General features: G+C 50.9%; 19 protein-coding genes and 1 tRNA gene. 3 read left to right on the plus strand and 17 right to left on the minus strand.

Annotated elements, in window-relative coordinates; genetic code table 11:
• Positions 1-75 precede the first annotated feature (75 nt).
• The 8 genes from ACI0CA_RS09425 to ACI0CA_RS09460 form a co-directional block, all read right to left on the minus strand.
• Positions 76-151, minus strand: a tRNA-Ala gene (locus ACI0CA_RS09425).
• A 187-nt stretch (positions 152-338) separates the two neighbouring features.
• Positions 339-2600 (minus strand): family 78 glycoside hydrolase catalytic domain, encoded by a 2262-nt coding sequence (locus ACI0CA_RS09430; protein ID WP_446806913.1) that lies wholly within the window; start codon positions 2598-2600, stop codon positions 339-341.
• 33 nt (positions 2601-2633) lie between these two features.
• Positions 2634-4397 carry an NFACT family protein gene (locus ACI0CA_RS09435; RefSeq protein ID WP_446806912.1) on the minus strand — a complete coding sequence of 588 codons (1764 nt, stop codon included), beginning with the start codon at positions 4395-4397 and terminating at the stop codon, positions 2634-2636.
• A 43-nt stretch (positions 4398-4440) separates the two neighbouring features.
• Positions 4441-5205 carry a Nif3-like dinuclear metal center hexameric protein gene (locus ACI0CA_RS09440; RefSeq protein ID WP_395506998.1) on the minus strand — a complete coding sequence of 255 codons (765 nt, stop codon included), beginning with the start codon at positions 5203-5205 and terminating at the stop codon, positions 4441-4443.
• Positions 5202-5912, minus strand: coding sequence for a class I SAM-dependent methyltransferase (locus ACI0CA_RS09445; protein ID WP_176820486.1), 711 nt, complete (start codon positions 5910-5912; stop codon positions 5202-5204). The genes ACI0CA_RS09440 and ACI0CA_RS09445 overlap by 4 nt, the downstream gene beginning before the upstream one ends.
• 34 nt (positions 5913-5946) lie before the next feature.
• Positions 5947-6147, minus strand: coding sequence for a DUF1858 domain-containing protein (locus tag ACI0CA_RS09450; protein ID WP_308449621.1), 201 nt, complete (start codon positions 6145-6147; stop codon positions 5947-5949).
• Between the two features lie 177 nt (positions 6148-6324).
• Positions 6325-6603 carry a zinc-ribbon domain containing protein gene (locus tag ACI0CA_RS09455; protein WP_176820484.1) on the minus strand — a complete coding sequence of 93 codons (279 nt, stop codon included), beginning with the start codon at positions 6601-6603 and terminating at the stop codon, positions 6325-6327.
• Positions 6604-6751: 148 nt separating this feature from the next.
• Positions 6752-7396, minus strand: coding sequence for a sigma-70 family RNA polymerase sigma factor (locus tag ACI0CA_RS09460; protein WP_308449620.1), 645 nt, complete (start codon positions 7394-7396; stop codon positions 6752-6754).
• Positions 7397-7551: 155 nt separating this feature from the next.
• Here ACI0CA_RS09460 and ACI0CA_RS09465 point away from each other — a divergent pair, with 155 nt between their 5' ends.
• Positions 7552-9078 carry a YifB family Mg chelatase-like AAA ATPase gene (locus ACI0CA_RS09465; protein ID WP_308449619.1) on the plus strand — a complete coding sequence of 509 codons (1527 nt, stop codon included), beginning with the start codon at positions 7552-7554 and terminating at the stop codon, positions 9076-9078.
• Positions 9079-9183: 105 nt separating this feature from the next.
• On the opposite strand, the gene ACI0CA_RS09470 is transcribed toward ACI0CA_RS09465, so the two are convergent.
• From ACI0CA_RS09470 to ACI0CA_RS09480, 3 genes are all read right to left on the minus strand, one after another.
• Positions 9184-9636: a low molecular weight protein-tyrosine-phosphatase gene (locus ACI0CA_RS09470; RefSeq protein ID WP_308449618.1), complete on the minus strand. Its 453-nt coding sequence runs from the start codon at positions 9634-9636 to the stop codon at positions 9184-9186.
• Between the two features lie 185 nt (positions 9637-9821).
• Positions 9822-11021, minus strand: coding sequence for a site-specific integrase (locus tag ACI0CA_RS09475; protein ID WP_308449617.1), 1200 nt, complete (start codon positions 11019-11021; stop codon positions 9822-9824).
• Positions 11022-11141: 120 nt separating this feature from the next.
• Positions 11142-11375 carry an excisionase gene (locus ACI0CA_RS09480; RefSeq protein WP_308449616.1) on the minus strand — a complete coding sequence of 78 codons (234 nt, stop codon included), beginning with the start codon at positions 11373-11375 and terminating at the stop codon, positions 11142-11144.
• 157 nt (positions 11376-11532) lie between these two features.
• Here ACI0CA_RS09480 and ACI0CA_RS09485 point away from each other — a divergent pair, with 157 nt between their 5' ends.
• The gene (locus ACI0CA_RS09485; RefSeq protein WP_412358423.1) at positions 11533-11685 is read left to right on the plus strand and encodes a hypothetical protein; all 153 of its coding nucleotides are present in this window, start codon (positions 11533-11535) and stop codon (positions 11683-11685) included.
• Here ACI0CA_RS09485 and ACI0CA_RS09490 read toward each other — a convergent pair.
• From ACI0CA_RS09490 to ACI0CA_RS09510, 5 genes are all read right to left on the minus strand, one after another.
• On the minus strand, positions 11682-13022 hold the full coding sequence (locus ACI0CA_RS09490) for a virulence-associated E family protein (protein ID WP_308449646.1): 1341 nt from the start codon (positions 13020-13022) through the stop codon (positions 11682-11684). The genes ACI0CA_RS09485 and ACI0CA_RS09490 overlap by 4 nt on opposite strands.
• The gene (locus ACI0CA_RS09495; RefSeq protein ID WP_308449615.1) at positions 12955-13626 is read right to left on the minus strand and encodes a CHC2 zinc finger domain-containing protein; all 672 of its coding nucleotides are present in this window, start codon (positions 13624-13626) and stop codon (positions 12955-12957) included. The genes ACI0CA_RS09490 and ACI0CA_RS09495 overlap by 68 nt, the downstream gene beginning before the upstream one ends.
• Positions 13627-13692: 66 nt before the next feature.
• Entirely contained in the window at positions 13693-15288 is a 1596-nt protein-coding gene (gene mobQ, locus ACI0CA_RS09500; RefSeq protein ID WP_308449614.1) for a MobQ family relaxase, read from the minus strand.
• 283 nt (positions 15289-15571) lie between these two features.
• On the minus strand, positions 15572-15886 hold the full coding sequence (locus ACI0CA_RS09505; protein WP_308449613.1) for a DUF3847 domain-containing protein: 315 nt from the start codon (positions 15884-15886) through the stop codon (positions 15572-15574).
• Positions 15887-15891: 5 nt separating this feature from the next.
• Positions 15892-16119 (minus strand): LLM class flavin-dependent oxidoreductase, encoded by a 228-nt coding sequence (locus ACI0CA_RS09510; RefSeq protein WP_308449612.1) that lies wholly within the window; start codon positions 16117-16119, stop codon positions 15892-15894.
• A 577-nt stretch (positions 16120-16696) separates the two neighbouring features.
• Between ACI0CA_RS09510 and ACI0CA_RS09515 the strand changes: the two genes are divergently transcribed.
• Positions 16697-17545: a helix-turn-helix domain-containing protein gene (locus ACI0CA_RS09515; protein ID WP_343285047.1), complete on the plus strand. Its 849-nt coding sequence runs from the start codon at positions 16697-16699 to the stop codon at positions 17543-17545.
• Positions 17546-17610: 65 nt separating this feature from the next.
• On the opposite strand, the gene ACI0CA_RS09520 is transcribed toward ACI0CA_RS09515, so the two are convergent.
• Entirely contained in the window at positions 17611-18399 is a 789-nt protein-coding gene (locus ACI0CA_RS09520) for a hypothetical protein (protein ID WP_308449610.1), read from the minus strand.
• Between the last annotated feature and the right edge of the window lie 12 nt (positions 18400-18411).

Genomic DNA, 18411 nt, shown 5'->3' on the forward strand with positions numbered 1-18411 from the left:
AGAGAAGTGGGCATAAAACAAAAAACTTGCTTTTTTCAAAGCAAGCATTTATTAAGAATACTCAGCGCACCCGATTGGTGGAGATAAGCGGGATCGAACCGCTGACCTCTTGACTGCCAGTCAAGCGCTCTCCCAGCTGAGCTATACCCCCGTATAAGGGGTGCGCTGAGTAATTTCTTATTCAATTAGTGCGGGGGTTGTTTACCGCTTCAACCGGGCTCCCAGCTGAGCTACGCCCCCGTTTGGTACTTGAAGATTATAACACAGGTGGTTACAAATTTCAAGCCCTTTTTTGTTTTTTTATTGATCTTTTTTCGCAAAGCGAAAAATATCGCCGTTTATTCGATGCTGTGAATGCGGTATGTTCCGCTTTCGGCAGCTTTGTAAGCGAGGTCATCTTCAAAGACATAGCCGCTTTCAAGACGAATAACGCCGTGCATGGTGCTTGGCAGCTTGACCGTCAACACAATGACGTCGTCCTCATCCCTCTCCCATGCGGAAGCGATGCGGCCTGCGGGTGCAATGTGGAACGCTTCGGCATGTGTGAGGCGCGAAATGAACGACGGGCGGAAATCCACCTCATTCGGTTCACCGTGCGGCGCCATGCGGATACCGGAGAGCGCCTGCGTAAACCAGCTGCTGATGTCGCCCCAGAAATGGTGATTCAGTGAGCCGATGCGATCACTGCCCTCGGGCTGAAACACCTCCCACAGCGTCGTGGCGCCGCGTGCGATCCAGTTGCCGTAGGACGGATAATCCGGGCGGGTAATCATGGAGAACGCGAGGTCACTGTACCCGAACTCCGTCAAAACATGGAACAGCACACGTCCGCCGAGCACGCCGACATCGAGGTGATACTCCTGCTCCTCAATGAGGTTGATAAGCTGCTCAAACGCTGCCTTGCGCTCTGCGGGCTCGAAGATGTTATAGTAGATGGCCATGGCCTGCGAAGTCTGGCAGTTGCCAGCAGCGAGCATAGTGTTCTCGTCGATGAGATACTTGCGCACGGCAGCTTTCCAGCGCTTAGAAAGCGCGCGGGCAAACGCCGCCTGCTCCGGCATATTGAGCTTATCGAACAGAAACGCGGCTTTATCCGCCATGTCCTTTGAGAGCACCGTATCGGTGAATGCGAGCGGCGATTTATATTCGTGCGCTTCGCGTCCCGGCGGACACCAGTCGCCAAGGCCGATGGCGAGCAGGTCGTGCTCGTCCATACGCGTTGTGAGGTAGTGCAGGTATTTGATGATCGCCGGGGCGCACAGTTTGGCGGAATCCAAATCGCCGCGGTACTGATACAGTCTGTACGGCAGCTCAATGAGCACGCTGTCCCATGCGGGGCCGTTGCCCCAAGCAAAGCCCCAGCCGCTTGTGGGCACGATGCCGGGCAGTGCGCCGTTATTATCCTGTGCTTTCACAATGGCACGCAGCCATTCGCGGTAGCTCTTTTCTGCGCCGAGGTTCAGCAAAATATGTTCGGAAGAAAGTGCCGCGTCAGCCGTCCAGCCGTTTTTCTCGCGCTGCGGGCAGTCCGTCGGGAAATAATAGAAATTCGTCACGTCCGATTGGCGTGTCATTTGCTGCAATTTGTTTGCGGTCTCATCCGAGCAGGAGAAACCGCCGCGCTCTTCGAGCAGCGAGTGCATCTCAAGCGCTGTAAGCAGGTCTTCCGTCGCTTGCGCTTCGGTGATGCCGCTGACGAGCACATAACGGAAACCGTGATACGTAAACGCCGGTGTATATACCTCTTCCCCATCGCCGCGGCAGGTATACACGTCTTTGTGGACATATTCGAGGTCGCGCGCCCAGTGCTCACGCTTAAACCAGATATTTTCCACGTCCGGCAGGCCGTCCTTCAAGTGCTCGCCGTGCCGAAGTTCTATGCGCTGGTCAAGCTCGCCGCGCACGCACAAGCGGCACACACCGGCGGTGTTGATACCGAAATCGTACAGATAGCCCTTTTCCGTTTTCGTAACGGAGATGGGCTTTAATTCATTTACGATGTCGATCGGCTCCGCGGTACACAGGCGCTTTTCGCCGCGCGGCTGCGGGGCGCGTTCGGCAAATTCCCATGCACTGTCGTCAAATCCGATCGTATTCCAGCCGGGTATTTCCAAGCGGCCGTCGTAAATTTCACCGAAGCGATAGTCATCAAACAGCAGCGGAGACGATTCCGTGCGCCATGTTTCGTCACTTTCAATGCAGTGTGCCTCCCCGCTTTCGTCCGTGTACGTCAAGCACAGCGCCATTTGCGGTGCGGCACGGAATGCAGCGATGTCGAAATCCCAGATATGCCCGCCGGGGTTATTCGTGAAGCCGTTGCCAAGCCACACGCCAAGCACATTTTCGCCCGCGCGGAGCGTGACCTCATACGTATCGTAATACACAAGGTCATCGGGATTGCTGATGTACGGCGCAAGACGGCCCTTTGTGATGCGTTCGCCATTTAAATACAGCTCATAAAAGCCGAGCGCCGTGATGATAACGTTTGCTTTGGCTTCGTGATCGATCTGAAATGCACGGCGCAGATACGGCGCAGGCACGTGGTGTTCAAATGTATTGTAAGCTTCGGATGCGCGGATAAAAGACTTCGGAAATTCCATTTTAACTCCTCCAAAAAGGACTGAATTCCTCTTTTATGACTGCTGTTTCGCTTTTGATTCGGTTGTGGGATCTACGTAGACGGTCTTATACTGCACATAGATGACCATGCCGGGCTTTGCGCCCTGCGGCTTTGAAACATAGCGGATCTGCGTGTAATCGACCGGCACCTGCGCGGAATCCTTCGCGCGGCTGTGCTGCGCGGCAAGCACGGCGGCTTCCTCCATGGCGGTCTCCGTCGGTGCCTTGCCGTCTGTGACGAGCACCGTGTGCGAGCCGGGGATGTTCTTCGTGTGAAACCAAATATCGTTGTTGTTTGCGTCCTTCATTGTCAGCTTGTCATTCTGGCGGTTATTGCGCCCGACAAGCACCGTGAAGCCGTCGCTCGTCTTGAACTTGAGCGGTGCGGAAAGCGCAGGCTGCTTCTGGTTCTTTTTGCCCGCCTTGCGGCGCACGTAGCCCTGTTCGGCAAGCTCGGCGCGAATCTCATTTAAATCACGTTCGTTTTCGGCGAGGGCAAGCGATTCGAACACACTGTCGATATACGTCAGCTCCGTCTGCGCAAGGCCGATCTGCTCGGTCAGCTTTTCCTCCGCCGTTTTCGCCTTGCGGTAGTTTTTATAGTATTTCTGCGCGTTCTGCTGCGGCGTGAGCGCCGGGTCGAGCGCAATCTCAAGCTCCGCCAAATTCTCATCATAGAAATTTTGCAGCTTTACGGATGTTTCACCCTTTTGAATCGCATACATATTCGCACTGAGCAGGTCGCCCTTGATGCGCAGTGTGTCGCGCTCGGCGCATGCGGAAAGCTCTGCCTGCTGGTTCGCGATCTTGCGGCTCAAACGGTCGGCATGATTCGCAAGCAGACGCAGAAGATCCTGACTTTTCACGCGCATACGCTCAATCTGGTCGCGCTCGGCGTAGAACGCGTCGAGCATTTCGGAAAAGCTCTCTTTTTCACTGACCGTCATCGCGTTGCCGTACTGACGAATGTCCATAAACGCGAAATCTTTCGGTTTATTCTGCGGGTCGATGACAATATGCGGCGTGCCGGAAACGTCTTTCGCCGTCTCCATCAGCGTCGTCACGTACATCTCCGTACGGCGGCGCTGCGGGGGCGTCATGCTTTTCACATACACCTCATGCCCCAACCCCGCGCTGTTTTCGACTTCGCGCGCAATGATCGGCGAAATGCCCTGCAAAACGGACATCAACGCTTTGGAAAGCTCCATATCACGCGGTAAAGCATCGATACGCGCCATGATCTCCTCCACCGTACAGGTAAGCATGGAAAGCTTATCCTGCGGGGGCGGCAGGCGGTATAAAAGCCCAGGCAACACAAGACGCTCCGAAGACATCTCTGCATCCACGCGTTTTAGTGCATCGATGATTTTGCCGTTTTCATCAACCAAAATGATATTGCTGTACCGGCCCATGATCTCCACGGCAAGCGTCAGCTCCACGTGGTCGCCGAGCTCGTTCACGCTGTCGAATTTCAGCATGAGCGCACGCTCCAAGTCGGGCTGCGTGATCTCCAAAAGCTTTGCACCCTGCAATTTCTTGCGCAAAAGCATGCACAGCATCGGCGGCTGCTGCGGGTTTTCCACCGGAATCGTCGTCAGATTGATGCGCGCACTGTTTGCACGGGCGGAAATGAGCAGCTTATATGCGGCGCTGAAGCCTCGAAATGCGAGAATCAGCTCATCGCGGTTCGGCTGAAACACACGGTCTACGCGCGTGCCGAGCAAGGACGTGCCGATTTCCTCTTTTAAATGTCGTAAAAATACACCATCCAGTGCCATTTTATAAAACCATCGCTTTTAAAAAGCGCCTTTCTGTTCTGTTTCAAAGCGTTTCCATCGGCGGGCGTTCGCTTTCGGAAACGATAAATTCCACACCCGGGCAGGCTGTGTCAAGATAAGCTTTCAGCCGCTCGCGGTACGGCAGCTCCGTGTGGTAGTGCCCGGCTTCATACAAAGCCAGTCCCGCCTGCTGCGCCGCGATGACCTCGTGGTGCTTCACTTCGCCGGTGACGAACGCGTCCGCGCCCTTTGCCTGCGCTGCAAGGGCATAGTCTCCCCCGGCACCGCCGACGACCGCGACTGTGCGGAGCATTTTGCTGACCGCCGTGCAGCGCACCGCCGAAAGCCCCAGCGCTTCCTTAATGTGCGCAGCAAAGTCCTCCGTTGTCATTTCTTCCGGCAGCTCGCCCATGTAGGCAATGTCCGTTTCGCCCTCTTTTAAAATGCCGCGGACGTTTTGCAGTCCCAACTTGCGGCAAAGCGCATCGTTCACGCCGTAGGGATATGCCATATCGAGATTCGTGTGCGCACTGATGACCGCAATGCCGCTCTGCACAAGCGCATAGATGATGTTCTGCGGCCGCACGGTACGCAGCGGGTTAAAGATCACCGGATGGTGGCTGATGATGAGCTCCACGCCGATGCTTTTCGCCTCACGCAAAACGCGCGGCGTGACATCCAAGCAAAGCAACGTCTTTGTGACGTCGGCATTTTCATCACCGATCAGAATGCCGACGTTATCAAAATCCATTGCCGTTTGAAACGGCGCAATACGGTCTATGGCATCATAGATCTCTCGAACGGTCATGCGTTCTCCTCCTCGCCGTACAGATCTAAAAGCATTTGCAGCAAAATTTCCAGCGCGCTGCTGTCTGCGCCGCCGTGCCGCATGCCCTTGATCTTATTTTCGATGTTGTGCCGCACGCTTTTGGCATAACGTGCGCTGAACGGACTGCCGGGTTTGATCTGTCCCATATATAAATCAATCAGCTTTAAATTATCCCGCTTTTGATCGGTATAGTACACGGACATCACGGAGTAAATTTTATCACTATCTACTACCGCTTCTTCGCGGTCAATCGTAAAGCCCAGCGCGGCAAGTCCCTCTCTAAGCTGCATGGCGGTCGTCATCGGCTGCAAAACAAGGTGCTTATCCATTGCACACAGCCATGGCGCTTCCGAGATGATACGCAAAATAAGTTCACCGCCCATGCCGGCGATGACAATGTCCTCCGCCTCATCCGGCAGCACCCCGTGCAGGCCGTCTCCACACACAAAGTGCATTTTGTCCGCCACACCGCAGCGCGAAGCATTGTTCATGGCGCTTTCCAGCGGCCCTTTGTGAACATCAACCGCAACGGCAAACGGTATCTTGCCGCTTTGCAGCAAACAGACCGGCACATAGCCGTGGTCTGTGCCGATATCGGCAAGTTTTTTGCCTTCCCGCACAAAATCTGCACATTTTTGCAGACGCGCGCCAAGGGTGGGTGCTCGTTCTATTCTGTTTTGTTCCATGAGTTCCTCCGAATTGCCGGATCGGCGAATTTGCTTATTTTGTGGCGAAGCGCGCGTTAAATGCTGCTGCGAACTGCTCTGCATCCATACCATGCACTGCACAGGCCTCTGCGATTGTTTCGCCGCGTGCGGCGGGACATTCAATGCAATGCATGCCCGCTTCCCTGAAAAACGCTGCGGCATCTGTCTCCCGCCGCAGAATATCGCCGATGATGGTATCAACCGTAATGTGCATAAAACATCCCCCTTTAAAGATATTTAACCAATTTAATTATACGATGCATAAGTTTGTTTTGCAAGGTATATCACGGCTTTCCGCGTAAATATCGTAAATATTTATAAAGCAATATTTGTCTTTGAACTGCAAAATGCCCGGCAGTCTCCCGCCGGGCACCGATATGCGTTTTAAAGCTTATCTTTCTTCCTTCATGCGTGCAAAGCACTCGCTGCAATAGACCGGACGGTCCTCACGCGGCTTGAAGGGAACGGTTGCTTCCTTGCCGCAGGCGGCGCAGACAGCCGTGTACATCTCACGTTCCGGCTTTGCCGCATTCTTGCGGTTCTGGCGGCATGCCTTGCATCTCTGCGGCTCGTTCTCGAAGCCCTTGGATGCGTAAAATTCCTGCTCGCCGGCTGTGAATACAAATTCTTTGCCGCATTCCTTGCAGATCAGGGTCTTGTCTTCGTACATGTGTTTTTACCTCGCTTTGGTCATAATAGAATAGAATGAGTTTTGCCCCCGGCGGATTTGCACCGCTTCATTGAAAAACAACGCCATCAACTGTGGAAGGGCATATACATATAAATATAAATATATAGAAAAGGTATCCGCGCGAAAGTCATCCTTTGGCGTCATTGTTTTTCTGCCGCAGCTTTTTGCGTACACGCGCCATCGCGTTATCGAACGCACGCGCCGAAATGCCGAGTTTTCTCTCTGCTTCCTGCCGCTTATAGCCGCCAAGATACAAAGAAAGCACACGCAGTTCAAAATCGGAAAGTGAAATATGGATAACAGAAAGCAGCCGGTCCATCTCGTCGCGGCTCTCCAAAAGCGTTTGCGGGTCGGAAAGGCGGTCTGCCCCAAGGTCTTCCATCTCCTCAATGGGCACAGCGTTATTGAGGAAAGAATTTTTCAGACTGGAGCTACGCCGCACGGCGCTGACGATTCGATTGCTGATACACCGCCCGGCATACGTTTCAAACGACGTCCTTTCGCTCGGCTTATAGGAATTCGCCGCGTCTAAAAGCCCCAAAAGCCCCTCCTGGTACAGGTCTTCCCGCTCAAGGGAAAAAATCTCGCGAAAACTGCACGCCTTGATGCGGATGACCTTCAGGTAGCGCGCCGCAAGCTCCGAAAACGCCGCGTCATCTCCGTTTTGAAAACGAAGTGCCAGCGCCTCATCGCTGAGCGGTATACTATTTTTCTGCCCGGTTTCCTGCATGAGAACGCTCCAAATGACTACTGTTTCTTTATCATACTCCAAACCCTTACAGAAGTCAAGACAAATCTTCCTATACTGTACAAAAATGCTCGACCGAATTTTTACATTTATATCTATCCTGCAAACTTAAACTTCTATTGCCAAAATTCGATAAAAAGTATATAATGCAGACAAGAACTGCGAAAGGCGGTAAAAATATGGTATCAAAAGCATTCAGCATGGGACTTTTCGGCATGCACGCGTTCAAAGTGGAAGTGGAATGTGACCTTTCTGCCGGTCTGCCTGCCTTTGACCTTGTCGGCCTGCCGGACGCCGCCGTAAAGGAATCGCGCAATCGCGTGCGCGCCGCACTGAAAAACTGCGGGTTCGATTTCCCCGTCAGCCGCATCACGATGAACCTTGCCCCTGCCGACGTGCGCAAAGAGGGCCCCGTTTACGACCTGCCGCTGCTCATCGCTTTATTAAAAGCCACCGGCCAGCTGAATGTCAACACGGATGACTGCATTTTTGCGGGCGAGCTTTCGCTTTCCGGTGCGCTGCATCCTGTGCGCGGTGTGCTCTCCATGGCGATAGAAGCCGGAAAACTCGGCTACACGCGCATGTTTGTGCCTGCGGAAAACGCCTATGAAGCCGCCGTTGTGACCGGGCTTTCGGTCTACCCTGTGCCGGACGTGTTCACACTCATCGACCATCTGCGCGGTACAAAACCGATCCTGCCCGCCGCGCCGTACCACAGCGATCCGAAAAATCAGCCGCCGCTGCCGGACTTCGCCGATGTAAAAGGGCAGGCACAGGCAAAGCGCGCTTTAGAGATTGCCGCAAGCGGCGGGCACAACGTGTTGCTCATCGGCTCGCCCGGTTCCGGCAAAAGCATGCTTGCAAAGCGGCTGCCGTCCATCCTGCCGCAAATGTGCTTTGAGGAAATGATCGAAACGACCGAAATTCACTCCGTTGCGGGACTTCTGCCGAGCAACACCGCGCTCATTGAAACGCGCCCCTTCCGCTCGCCGCACCATACCATCTCCGGCCCGGGGCTTTCGGGCGGCGGGTCTATCCCCCGCCCCGGCGAGATCTCCCTCGCACACAACGGCGTGCTGTTTTTGGATGAGCTACCGGAGTTTTCGCGCAGCTCCATGGAGACGCTGCGCCAGCCGCTTGAGGACGGCGTTGTGACCGTCTCGCGCGTGAACGGCACGGTCTCTTTCCCGTGTAAATTTATGCTCGTCGCCGCCATGAACCCCTGCCCATGCGGCTATTACGGTCACCCCACACGCCCGTGCACCTGCTCGGAGACCGCCGTGGCGCGATACCTCGGCCGCGTTTCCGGGCCACTGCTTGACCGTATCGACCTGCACATTGAAGTGCCGCCGGTCGATTTTCGCGACCTCTCGAACACCGCAAAGGAGGAAAGCTCCGCGTCCATCAAAGTGCGTGTGGATGCCGCACGGGATATTCAAAACAAGCGTTTTGCGAACACCGGCATCACCTGCAATGCACAGATTCCGCCGGAAATGCTGCATGAAGTCTGCCGCACCGCGCCTGCTGCCGATGCCCTGCTGAAAAACGCATTTGAAAAATTCGGGCTTTCCGCCCGCGCCTACGACCGTGTGCTAAAGGTTTCGCGCACCATCGCCGACCTCGATAACAGCCGCGACATCGAAGCGCGCCATGCCGCCGAGGCCGTGCGCTACCGCACGCTCGACCGCAAATATTGGACGAGATAGAATTATACGAACTAAAAAGCAGCTCTTCCTCACGGAGGTCACATCGCGTCAGCTGTGAAAATTCTGCCGTTTACTTCAATACTCCACTTCCTCGTGTTTTTCCGTTCATCCCGAAATCTCCTTCAAAAGCGCGGTGCAGCCTTCATAAACATCGCGCCAGGTCTCTTCAAAATCGCCGGTGTACCACGGGTCAGCCACGTCGCCGGGACGATTGGTGTGCTCCATCAGCAAAGAGAATTTATGCTCCGGGTCACCTCCGCAAATACGCTGCATGCCGCGCAGATTGGAGCTGTCCATGCCGATGATGTAGTCGAACTTATCATAATCCGCACGCGTCATCTGGCGCGCCGCATGGCCGTCGCAGCGAATGCCGTGTTCCAAAAGCTTGCGCTTTGCGGGCGGATACACCGGGTTGCCGAGTTCCTCTCGGCTCACCGCCGCCGAAGCAATCTCAAATGCGCCTCTTTTCCCCGCTTTCGTCACAAGGTCTTTCATCACAAACTCCGCCATCGGGCTGCGGCAGATATTGCCGTGGCAAATAAATAGTACTTTAATCATCTTTTCATATCTCCATTTAAGTCTTGTATTTCTTCTCAAACGCTTGATATTTCAGGGTTTTCCGACTTTTGAGTTTTCCTTTCTTTTCAAGGTATCTTCTCAAATCTTCTCGTATTTTCTTATATTTTTCCCTGCAATCTTGGTAAATCCGTTGGTAAAGCAAGCGTCCTTACCAACGGGCTTTTTTAACTATTCGCTATCCGATATACTTCTTCCTTTGCATCATCAAAATTCACATGGGTGTAAGTGTTCAAGGTTACACTGATGTCTGCGTGACCCATGATATACTGCAAGGTTTTCGGATTCATACCGGATTTTGCCATATTAGAGCAAAAGGTGTGCCTGCATACATGAGGGGTAACTTTCGGCATCTGGATGCGATAAATTTTATTATATTTCTGAATAATATGCTCCAGATACTTTTCCCAGTGAAGGGCAACCATCGGCATATCGTTTTTATCCAGAAACAAAAATCCTGCATATCCTTCCACCATCGGTTCAACTTTTGGTGTCTTGCGGTTGGCAATGATTCTGCGAAAACACGCCACAACTTCCTCACTCATCGGCACATAGCGGATACCGCTTTCTGTTTTGGGAGCACCGATCACATACTTCATCTGGGAAGTCCGCTGAAGCTGGTGATCTACCTTGATACGCTTCTGGTCGAACTCAAGATCGGAAAAGGTCAGCCCACAGAACTCTGAGATACGCAATCCTGTATTAAAAAGTATATAGATTGCATCATAGTATCGGCAGAAATGCTTATCATCCTTGATGAATTTCAGAAGTTCACGCTCCTGCTTACGGGTAATTGCTTCTCTGGTAACAGAATCGTTGACAATCACGGATGCCAGCTCAAATCCAAAAGGATTCTTGCGGATCAGATCATCATCAACCGCCATCTGAAACGCCGGTCTCAGAACACCTCGGATAGAGTGGATGGAACTGTACCCTCTGCCATCCACCTGCTGAAGTTTGATCAACCACGCCTTTGCATCAGACAAGCGAATCTTGTCAATTCGCTGCTTTCCAAACGCTTCTTTATTCAGAATGTTGATCACGGTCTTATATCCCGCCTTGGTGTTATGACCGACACCCGTTTTCAGAGAAGTATATTTCTCTACCAATTCAACTACCGTGTAATTGCCGCCACGGGTAACGATATGGTCAAACAGATCCGCCTGAATCTGCTTTTCCTTCTCTCTCAGCGAAAGCTCTCGCTTCTTATCCCTGGGAGTCGGGTCATTCTTGTCCAAACGCCAACTGTATACATTCTTCTCCTTACCATCCTCATCAATATATCGGTAACGATACCTCCCATCTGTACGCTGGTATTCACCTTCACGCAAAATCCGGTTTCGATTGTCTCGTCTTTTTTCGCTCATGGAATCTCTCCTTTCAAGTAAGGAGAGCCAGACTTGTGATAACATTGTATCACAAATCTGGCTCTCAGTATAGTTGTATCATTGGAAAACGGCAGTTCTGCCGTATTATTTTTTCGGAATTTATACTGCGGTGGCCTGATCCAGATACCGCTCGAACTTCTCCCGCTTGATCAGCGCCCGATTTCCGTTCATAACATAGAAATCTTCGTGCGGGTTCTGGTCGATCAGCATCCGCAGTTTCCCCTCGCCGATGTGATAGTAGCCGGCTGCTTCTTCAATGGTCAGCGTGTATCTGCGCCACACCGGAATGTCAAAACAGTTCTTCTCGCTCACATTGCTCTTGCTATTCGCCATAGGCATTTACCTCCATATATCAATTCGTTGTGCAGGGATGGGTCGTTCCGACCCCTGCTTTTTTCTGTGCTGCGTTCATTTCAATACCTCCCAAAGCCGGGCAAGGGAGAAACGGAAACAGAAACCGGAAACCGGCTTCTAAAAACCAGATTCTTCCTTGCAGCAGTTGTCTTTGCTATTTTGGTTTTTCTTGAATTTCTTTGTTGCCTTTGTTTCCAGAGAAGAAAAAGCCTTGCGGAACAAAGCTTTTCCCGGAAACCGATATGGCAACGGACTGGATATGAAACAGGAAACCATGCTACTTTCTTAAAACGGCAGCTCCATCTGGCTGCATTCTTCCTCAGTCAATTCACGGAAGCCGTCCAAGGGGCTTGTCCCGGCTTCCACCGTTTCGTTTCCACGCATCCAGCCCCTTTGCTTGCCGTACTTCTTATAACTTCTGGGATTGGGATAAGGAATCCAGCCTGTCACAGACTGATTCATAATCTCGTTGATTTCCCGTATCTCCCACGATTTCGGCTCATCAAAGCGTCCCAGAGCTTCGTGATGGAGCAGCTTGGAACAGACCATATCTCCATCAAAATCGTCCAGAAACGCCTGTATCACGCCTACCTTGGTGTCCTCCGGCATGAATTGCTTTTGCAGTAAAACCAACTGTTCGTTCATTTCTCTGGACAGTTTCAGCTGCACCTTTTCTCGCCGGTAAAGGACCACGGATTCTGCCCATAGCTGATCCATATACTGCCGGGATGCAGCTTCATCTTCTAGAATGTGTACCTCTGCCCGTTCGGGATGTACCATGATGGGAAGAAAGCGGCGGTTTCCGCTGCGATCAAGGGGAAGGAAGTCCAGCGCATTGGAAGTACCGCCAAACACACATTGCCGTAGCCTATCCTCCGGCTCCGTTGCATAGGGAACCTTGTAGGTTTCCTTGGATCGGCTCAGAAACGATTTAATATCCTCGATGCTCCGTGCGTTTGCTGTGGCAATCATTTCTGACATTTCTATGATCCAGTGTCCCTGCATCTTGCGGAACACATTATCGTCATCAATCTTCTTCAGGTCATCGGAGAACCACTCATCCTTGCAAGCCAGAAATCGGAAGAAGGTAGATTTTCCCGCCCCCTGTCCGCCTACCAGACAGAGCATCAGTTCAAACTTGCAGCCCGGTCTGAATACCCGGTGAATGGCTCCCAACAGAAACAGCCGCATGACTTCGGTGCCATACGCACATATTTCTGCACCCAGGAAGTGATGAAGCACATAGGGGATGCGTTCTGTGCCATCCCATTCCAAACGGTTCAGATACTCCCGGATCGGGTGGTATTGATTCTGGTGTGCAACCACCGTCAGCGCCCTTCGGATGCGGTTTTCGTTGTTCAGCCCGTATCGTTTTTCCAGATACAGCATGAGGTAATTGAAATCCGTGTCACTCATGGCAGAGGCGGTGCGTTCCCACCACAGGGGCTTGCAGATGTCAATGCGCCCGGTGAGGATGTTATAGCCGATGGCTCCATGCAGTACCGGATCGGACTGAAAGACCTGATACACATTCTGCATGGTATTCTTTACCTGCCCTTTATCGTTCACCTCCAGAAGATCCCTGACTTCCTCCGGGGTCTGGCAGAGCCGGTTCTCTGCCAACATCTTCAAATTCTCTCTCAGCTCCGGTGCCAAGCTCTGATAATCGCCGTTCAAGTTTCATCACTTCCTTTCCGTATTCTTTTATAAGCGCCGCACGCTCCTCAATGGAATCGTACAGCAGCACATCCAGTAAATACTCGATGTGGTCTTTCTTTTGCAGGGCTTCCACGAACAATGGATGCCATGTTTCATCCTCCAGGTTCGGGGCGTATGCCCGTTCCCAATGCCGGAGCAGATGAAAATAATCTGATAATACCCGGAAGCATCTGGCTTCCAGTTCCCGGTACATTTGCTCCTCCGATTTCTCTCTGATCGTCTTTTTCACTGTTTCCTTTCTTTTGTAATGTGTATAGGGGATTTGAAAGTCCGCAGCCAGTTTTTCGGCGGCGGACTTTGCATCTAACCCATATAGCTGTGCCGTAAAATCAATCACATCTCCATCGGCACCGCAGCCGAAGCAATGGAATCGCTTGTCCACTTTCATGCTGGGTGTTCGATCATTGTGAAAAGGGCAGTTAGCTTTTCCTGCCCGGTTGACATAGATGCCGTAGCACTCTGCTGCTTGTCGGGTGGTTACGGTCTGCTTGACCGCTTCAAATACATTCATTGTATCCTCCTTTCGGGGAACAACAAAGGCACTCGACATTTTCGCAGAGAAAACGGCAAGTGCCTGTTAGAGTTCCATATTCTGTTTTTTGTGCTGCCGAGATTTCTGCTCCTGCTGATTGCTGCTCTGCTCTTGTAGAAACTTTATCTTTTCCGTGACGGAGTGCTTCGGTTCGGGCTTCTTCTCGACCTCGGACTGCTCCGGCATGAGGACTTTGCTGACCCAATAGCGAATATCTTTCATCGGCTGCAATTCCTCCTTGGCGGTGGCAAGCTGTCCGGCAAGCTCTGCGTAGGTCTCTTGCAGATTGCTGTACTCCGCTTGCAGGGAATCCAGATTGACATTCAAATCCACGCCCTGCTTTTTGAGATAGCGGAACGCTTTGTTGAAGCTGTCCAGCTCGTCCTTGTGGCTTTCTGCAAACGCTGCCTGTCGTGCTTTCCAGCCGATTTTCAGATACTTGTCATGAACCGCTTTGTGGGTCTGGCAGTCTGCCACGGCGTTCTGAATGCCAGTAATGACCTTCATGCGGGCGGATGCTTTCTTCATGTCGGCATGGATGCTCTTGGACTTCTCACTCATTTCTTGCAGGGCGGTATCCAAATCTTCCAGCGTGAAAAGCTCATGCTCTTTCAGATAGATGACGGCTTTGGAGACTGCCTTCAAATCATCAGTCGTGCCTTTCTGCTGACCGTATCTTGACCAGTCGCTGCGTTCTGCCTTTCGTAAGTTCAGATAGTCACGAAGCAGAAGAACCAGATCGGGCGAAGTGTTCTTTGCTTGTGCATCCGTTTCTGCAAAGACTTCCTTGGTCGCTTCCATAATGTCTGCAATCCAATTTCGCAGATTGCGGATTGTGCTGCGGATGGCATTCATCATACGGTTGGCGGCTTTAATATCTCGGTTGAGATTGCCAATGTTGGTTTCAATTTCCTTGCGTTCCAGAGCGCAAACGGCGGCTCCCATGTGGACGGTCGGAATCTTATCCAGTCCCTGCCGTTCATAAGAGCGCATATCCACTCGCTCAGGACTTCCGGCAAGTTCCAGATACTTGTTCTGAACAAGCTCCCAGCCGTGTCTCCATTCCTCGGCATGGTACTGCTCGTTCCAATCAACAGTGTCCTCCTTGTGGCTTTTCCAGTTGCCGGAGGGAAGTCTGATACGCTCTCCGTTCTCGTCAAGGTCATAAACCTTGCGGCTCTTAGGCAGCCACTTTCCGTTTTCATCAATGGCTCTCATGGTCAGCATGATATGGCAATGGGGATTGTGTCCGGGAGGATCTGGGTCATGGATTGCAAAATCACAGCACATTCCCTTGGACACAAAATGCTCTCGGCAGTATTCTTGCATCATCTGCGGATACATTTCGGTCTGCGCTTCTCTTGGTAAGGCAACCACAAATCGCCTTGCAAGCTGGGAATTCCATTGCTTCTCTACTTCCTCAGCTGCGTTCCAAAGTGTTGCTCGGTCAGCATATCCGGGTGGGGCATTGGCGGGCAACATGACCTCTGTGTAAACCACCTCTTTCTTGTAAAGGTAGTTTTTCATCTTCTGGTCGTACTCGGAAAACAGCTTTTCTCCGGCTTGGTAGGCAGCTCCGGCAACAGCAGAGCTGCCCTTGCTTCGCTGGACGATGCGGATTTCCAAATGTGGTACGGGCATCTTTGGTTGAACCTCCTTTCGATGGTACAAAAAAAGACCGATACTTTTCAGCACGGTCGGGCGAGGGATATTCACTTGTTGTCGGGGAATGATTGCTTGCAATCGTTCCTCGGCGGCAAGTCCACAAAGGGGTAGCTGGCAAAGCCAGCGCAGGGGAAGTGTAGCTTCCTCTGGATGATTGAAGCAGGGGACTTTTGCGGAAATCATCAAACTCCATGCAATGGGCTTTCGGCAGAACGCAATTACCATCTTTAGGTGGTGTATAATTGCGCCCTTGTCTCCGTCAAGGGTTTTCACCCTCGTCCGCTTCCTGCGTTTCTCTCCGGCTCTCAATCAGCAGATTTAGCTTCTTGTGAACCGCTTCGCTCTGGAAGATGAAGGTCAGCAGCTCCATCACATCCTCATCGGTCAGGACGGTCGGCTCTTTCAAAAAGGTCTCCAACATTCCGGCACGAGTGCAAAGCCGATGGGTTCTCTCGCTTCTGGTCAGCCGTTTCAGCTCGCTCTGCAATCGCTTCTCCTTGTGCTTGGCTGCGGTCAGCTTTTTCTCAGCTACATATTTCTGTTGCTTCAATTTTTCCAGCTGTTCATTCGGCATTCGCATCAACCCCGCTTGACCCAAACAATGTCATAGCCCAGCGCATCGGCCAGCTCCACGGCTTCGCCGTAGCGTAGGCTGCCACGCTTCAACTTACCGGACAAATTGGGAACGCTGCTGCTCCATCCGTACTCGTCTGCCAGAAAATCCACCACCTCACTCATGGTCATGCCCGCCCGGACGATGTAAGACTTGATCTCGTTTCGATACAATTCAGGCCTTTTCTTCTTCATATTTACATTTCCTCCATTCTTTTTTGTTCGTGATATGGTATAATTTGCTTGTTAAATAGCAAATGCCGTACAGTGCTTCGTGACAGAAACAGAGAATTTACTTTTCGCTCAGAATTTCCGTAACGATGCTCTGTCCATAAGGGACAGTACCCCTTTTCACTGTTTAATGCGGCTTTTTGTGAAATAACGAAAGCCTTCATTCTATGCCATACCCTGTACGCTGTTGAGTGCATCACTCGTTGGTATAGATGGCACCACAAAAAGAGTGGTTTTTCGCTGATTTCACATGGTTTGAATTTAACCCATGATTTTTGAGTGCCGTTCTGCCCGAATGTCGTTCCTGCCCGGATATCTTCCCGGCGTTTTCTCCCCGTTGGTACGCTCGTGCTTTTCGCAGTCATGGCGATACTTCGCTGGGGGACATATCCCATTCGGACGGTCATTCAGTTTTCAAGGTGCATCGGTGATTTACGAGTACAGTTTAGCGAAAAAAGATGCTCTCTCCCGTATATCCAAAAGGTAGGAAAAGAGCATAAAAATGCGTGGATTTCCACGCTTATGGAAATGGAGATGAAATATGCAACCGAAACTCACTGTTCAGGAAAGATTGAAAGATTTGCGTGTCGTAGATTTTGATTTGACGCTGGAAGAATTAGCAGAACGCACTGGCCTGTCCCGTTCCGCCCTGGGAAAATATGAATCTGATGAAAACGCAAAGGACATCAGCCCCTTTGCGATTCTGACACTCGCCAAGTTCTATGGCGTGTCCACGGACTATCTGCTGGGTCTGACAGAAAATAAAAATCACCCAAACACAGAGCTGAATGCTCTACATTTGAGTGATGACGCAATTACTGTATTAACCACCGGGAATTTTAATCACCGGCTGCTTTCTGAAATGATCTGCCATAAGGATTTTCAGCGCATGATGCTGGATGCAGAAATCTATGTTGATCGTATTGCGGATATGCGGATCACCAACATGAACGCTGCCATGGAAGCTGTCCGGCAATCTGTGATTAAGAAAAAAGGAAACAATGAGGAGGACTTGTATCTGCGCACTTTGGAACTGGCACAGGTGCAGGAAGATGAGTATTTCGGTCATGTAGTTTCCAAAGATTTGACAAGCATCCTCCATGATATTCGAGATACGCACCGTAAGGACGCAACCACTGCGGACGAGAATTGCGTTGCTCTGGAAGTGCAGAAACAATTACAGGATGCTATGGACTACAAAGGCAGCACCGAAGAAAAGAAAGCCCGTCTGTTCCTCGCCAACCTTGGCATTGACTACGATGCACTTACTATGGAGCAGTTTGCAAATCTGATTGAAGTGTTGAAACTGTCCAAGCACATGAACAGCCCGATCAGCCAGCGTGGTAAAGGCAGTATGACCCATGGTAAGGGGAAAAGAAAAAGGAAGTAACTCGGGTATAAAAGTAGAAGGGACTGGTGCAAATCCAAATTTTGCAACAGTCCCTTTTTTGATAATTATAAGATTGTGTTAAATATGCTGCTCATAAATACCTGTGCATGATAACCGCCACTTTCACCGACACCTTCAACCAATTTGTAGTTCTTTTTTAGTATGTCGAATAGATTTGTCATTTCAAAGCATGAATGTTTAGGGAAGTTCATTAGATTAAAGATAAACTTATCATCGGACAGTTCGTAAACAACACCTTCGTCAAATGTTATTTTTCCGGTTCTAATATCCTTCATTCCCAGCAGATCAGAACTAAAGTCTCGTTTTACAAAATAAATATTCCAGTTACCATTGTATACCGTAGAGTCGTCATCTCTAATAAAATCTATAAAATCGAATGCTTCACCTGCAGCCTCAGGAATTGAGAGAAATTTAGCGTAAATCGCCTTAATGATCTGATACTTGGTATGTTGTTGAAAACCATTTATCGATTTGGGAGTTCCATCAAGATTAAAAAACCTTAAGTATGCTTCATCATACTTTCCTAAGAATGTATTGCATTTACGGCATAAAGTTCTGGCGGTTCTCCCTTTGGGAAATAGAGATGTTGATAACTGAGTGTCAAAAATATCTCCAGTAATATTCTCAAGAGTTTCCCCGTGATTCAACTTTTCTCTAATCTCAGCATGTACACTCTCCGAAGTAAATGTATCAAACATTTTGCCGAGATCAACAGCAACAACATCTTCATTTCCTGTGTTTCGTGCAGGGTAGTGTTCCTCACTCATATCACTGTCAGAATAATAATTGCCGCATAATCTGCACCTGTGTTGTTTTTCGTCAAAAACTACCATGAGATACAATCC

Source organism: Hominenteromicrobium mulieris (genome assembly GCF_046197855.1).
Classification (GTDB): Bacteria; Bacillota; Clostridia; order Oscillospirales; family Acutalibacteraceae; genus Hominenteromicrobium; species Hominenteromicrobium mulieris.